Source organism: Promineifilum sp. (SeqCode), assembly GCF_041918635.1.
Classification (GTDB): Bacteria; Chloroflexota; Anaerolineae; order Promineifilales; family Promineifilaceae; genus Promineifilum.
This window is the reverse complement of record NZ_JAYRVJ010000760.1, coordinates 1-3,355: the sequence shown is the minus strand read 5'-3', so window position 1 is coordinate 3,355 and position 3,355 is coordinate 1. Positions and strand designations below refer to the sequence as shown.

At 65.8% G+C, this 3,355-nt stretch carries 3 protein-coding genes and 1 tRNA gene; 1 reads left to right on the top strand and 3 read right to left on the bottom strand.

Annotated elements, in window-relative coordinates; genetic code table 11:
* The first annotated feature begins 31 nt into the window (after positions 1-31).
* Complete coding sequence (locus ACE3UY_RS21945; RefSeq protein ID WP_374689608.1) at positions 32-394, top strand: hypothetical protein; 363 nt, start codon at positions 32-34, stop codon at positions 392-394.
* Positions 395-491: 97 nt separating this feature from the next.
* On the opposite strand, the gene ACE3UY_RS21940 is transcribed toward ACE3UY_RS21945, so the two are convergent.
* The 3 genes from ACE3UY_RS21940 to ACE3UY_RS21930 all read right to left on the bottom strand — a co-directional run.
* Positions 492-2,150 carry an ABC1 kinase family protein gene (locus ACE3UY_RS21940; RefSeq protein WP_374689607.1) on the bottom strand — a complete coding sequence of 553 codons (1,659 nt, stop codon included), beginning with the start codon at positions 2,148-2,150 and terminating at the stop codon, positions 492-494.
* Between the two features lie 209 nt (positions 2,151-2,359).
* A tRNA-Glu gene (locus tag ACE3UY_RS21935) sits at positions 2,360-2,432 on the bottom strand.
* Between the two features lie 98 nt (positions 2,433-2,530).
* Positions 2,531-3,355: hemolysin family protein (locus ACE3UY_RS21930; RefSeq protein ID WP_374689606.1), on the bottom strand; the 825-nt coding region annotated here is incomplete at its 5' end.

Sequence of the window (3,355 nt, the reverse complement as noted above, 5' to 3'; positions counted from 1 at the left end):
GTTGCCAACCCGCGCTACAAGGGAGAATCTCATGGGCTTTCTCAAACGCCTCCTCGGTGGGGCCGACAACGCGAAACCGGCGGGGGAGTACGTCGATACCCAGGGTATCTACTTCTACGTCCAGTGCGACCGCTGCGGGGCAGGTGTGCGGCTGCGGGCCGACAAGCAGCACGACCTGCTCAATGAGGAAAATGGCTTTAGTTGGCACAAGACCATCGTTGACAGCCGCTGCTTTCGCCCCATGCCGACCGTGGTCACGCTCAACGCCGCCTACGAGGTGGTCGCCCATGAGATCACCGGCGGCCACTACATCACGAAAGATGAGTACGAAGCGCTCCTGGCCCAAGAAGCTGAGGCTAAGCGGGCCGCCATTGAGCCGCCCCCTTCAGAATAGCGCGCGCACTCCCACACAAAACCGTCGCAAGTAACGCGACACCCGCGGACGCGCGCTTAATATCTGCCTAATCTGCGCAATCTGCGGATTCTTCTTCTTATTCCCGCTTCTCGCGCCGGCGATCCAGGTAGACCAGCGTCGCCGACAGGATGCCGGCCGCGCCGACGATGCTCCAGCCCAGTTGCCCGATGCGCCGCTCCAGCCGCTCCTGCTGGCGCAGCGTCTCCTTGTCCGATCGCAACTGGACGCGCAGCCGCCCCTTCTCCGCCTCTTCCAGCAAGCGCTGGACGCGCATGGGGGTGTCCAGATAGGGCCGCAGCATGTCCAGCAGCCCGGCCAGGCCACGGTCGCGCCACTGCTGCAAGCCCTGGTTGCGCAGCAGTTGCTCGCCATAGCGCTCGATCTGCCGCCACGGGTTGATCTGCGGGTCGAGGCGCGACACCAGGCCGGAGATCATGCCCAGGGCGCGGCCGAGGTAGATGAAGTCCTGCGGCAACTGGAACGGGAAGTCGTAGAGCAGGTCGCGGAACTCGCGGCCGATGGCCTCGATCTCGCGCGGATCAGGCTGGGTCAGGTCGAGCAGGTTGCGCCCCCAGATGTGATTCAGGACGACCTCTTGCGCTTCGGTGATGCGATCCAGGTCCGCGCCGGGCAGGAAGAAGCCCAGATCGCGGTAGGCTTCGGTCAACTGGTGGGCGTCGCGCTGGGTGACGCTGATGAGCACCTTGCGTAGATTTTCACTGATCGTCTTGGGCACGCGCACGGCCATGCCGAAATCGACAAAGATGAGCTGGAAGGGGCGCGATGACGTGACCGGGGTCGCGCCGGCCGCCGGCGCGGCCGGTGGGCCGGGCCGGATGAACAGGTTGCCGGGGTGCGGGTCGGCGTGGAAGAACTCAGCCACGAAGACCTGCTTGAAGTAGGCGTCGAGCAGCAGGTCGGCCACTTCCTTGGTGTCGATGCCCGCCGCGGTCAGCGCGCCCACGTCGGCGATCTTCAGCGCCTCCACGTCTTCCAGGACAACGACGCGCGCCGTGGAGTGCTGCCGGTAAACATTGGGGATGTAGATGCGCGGGTCGTCGGCGTGGATTTCGGCGAAGCGGGCCGCGTTCTCGGCCTCGGCATTGTAGTCAAGCTCTTCCCACAGGGTGCGGGCGAACTCCTCCATCAGGGCCGGCACATTGGCCCGCTTGCGGATGGGCTTGTAGCGCATCACCCAGCGGGCGACGACGCGCAGCGCGGCCAGGTCGGTGCGCACCAGCGCCTCGATGTGGGGCCGTTGCACCTTGACTACGACGCGCTCCCCATCGGGCATGCCGGGCGCGGGCCGCAGCCGGGCGCGATAGACCTGGCCCAGCGAGGCGGCGGCCACCGGCTCCGGCTCGATGTGCTCGAAGCGGCGCGACAGGTCGCCCAACTGCTCGCGCAACATGGCGAAGACGGGGCCGGAGTCGGCCGGCGGCACTTCGTCCTGCAAGCCCTGTAGCTCCTGGGTGATCTCGATGGGCAGCATGTCAACGCGCGAACTGAGGAACTGGCCGAGCTTGATGAGCACGCCGCCCATCTCGATAGCCAGGACGCGAAATTCGCGGGCGCTGACCCGCAACCGCTGGGGCCGCGTCGCCAGGGCGCGCTGGCGCGTCACGGGCATGCGCCCCATGACCAACTCCCACCAGATAAAGTGGGCGATCACGCCGGCGAAAAAGCGCAGGATGCGCCGGTAGCGCAGTTGGTCAATCGTCGTCCGGGTTTCCATACTGAAGTGTGTACAGCCCACGCGGATCAGGCGCCGCCCCATCTCGATCGGCCGCCAATGCGCGTCCTGCCGATGATTGTAGCAGAAACCTGTGACGATGCCCCATCGAAAGGCCGCCAAGGCGTGCCAGGTACGGCGCTCAGGTTAGCCAGCCCTTCAAGCTCTCCCAAAAACAAAATCCGCATGCGAACGGATCGCATACGGATTTGTGCCCCATAGGGGACTCGAACCCCTGTTTTGGCCTTGAGAGGGCCACGTCCTGGGCCGCTAGACGAATGGGGCCAGCCAGGAGGGATTCTAGCAGAGACAGTGGGACGTGTCAAACGCTCCACCCTTCATTTCAGACCTGACAGGTGGGCGGCCGCAAGGTTCGCCCCCACTCAAAGTGCCATGGGCCGCCCACCTGTCAGGTCTGTAGCCCGCGCGATGAGCATCTTGTCGATGCGGTTGCCGTCCATGTCGACGACCTCGAAGCGGTAGCCGCCCCACTCGAAGGCGTCGCCGACGCGCGGCAGACGGCCGAGCCGCATCACCGCGAAGCCGCCCAGCGTGTGGAATGCCCCCTCGCCCGGCAGTTCGTCCAACGCCAGCAGCGCCTTCAGATCGTCCACGTCCAGATACCCTTCCACGAGGAACGAGCCGTCCTCGCGCGTCACGATGGGCGGCTCGGCGATCTCGTCCAGCGTCGGGATGTCGCCGACGATGGCTTCCATCATGTCGATGAGCGTCACCAGCCCGTCGATGCCGCCGAACTCGTCCACCAGCAAGGCGATCTGGATGCCTGTCTGCTTGAAGCGCTCCAGCGCCCGCATGGCCAGCATCGTCTCCGGCAGGAAGAGCGGCGGCCGGAGAAGGGCGCGCAGTTCCGGCGGCCCGCCGGCCCAGTTTGTCGCCAGCAGGTCTTTGGCGTGGACAGTGCCCAGGACGCGGTCGATAGAGCCGTCGCACACGGGGAAGTAGGAGTGCCGCGAGCCGGTGACCGTCTCGCGGATACGCGCCTCGCTGTCGTCCACGTCGAGCCAGACAATCTCAGTGCGCGGCGTCATCAGCGAGCGCAACTGCCGGTCGCCGAAGCGAAAGATGCTATCCACCATCACCCGCTCCGCCTCTTCGAAGACGCCGGCCTGCGCTCCCTGCTCCAACAGCATCCGAATCTCCTCTTCCGATACGGTGGCGGCCCCGCTCTCACCCCGGACGCCCAGTAG

Coding starts and splice junctions, on each gene's coding strand:
- ACE3UY_RS21940 (WP_374689607.1), bottom strand. CDS start 2,150: ATGGAAACCCGGACGACGATTGACCAACTGCGCTACCGGCGCATCCTG.
- ACE3UY_RS21945 (WP_374689608.1), top strand. CDS start 32: ATGGGCTTTCTCAAACGCCTCCTCGGTGGGGCCGACAACGCGAAACCG.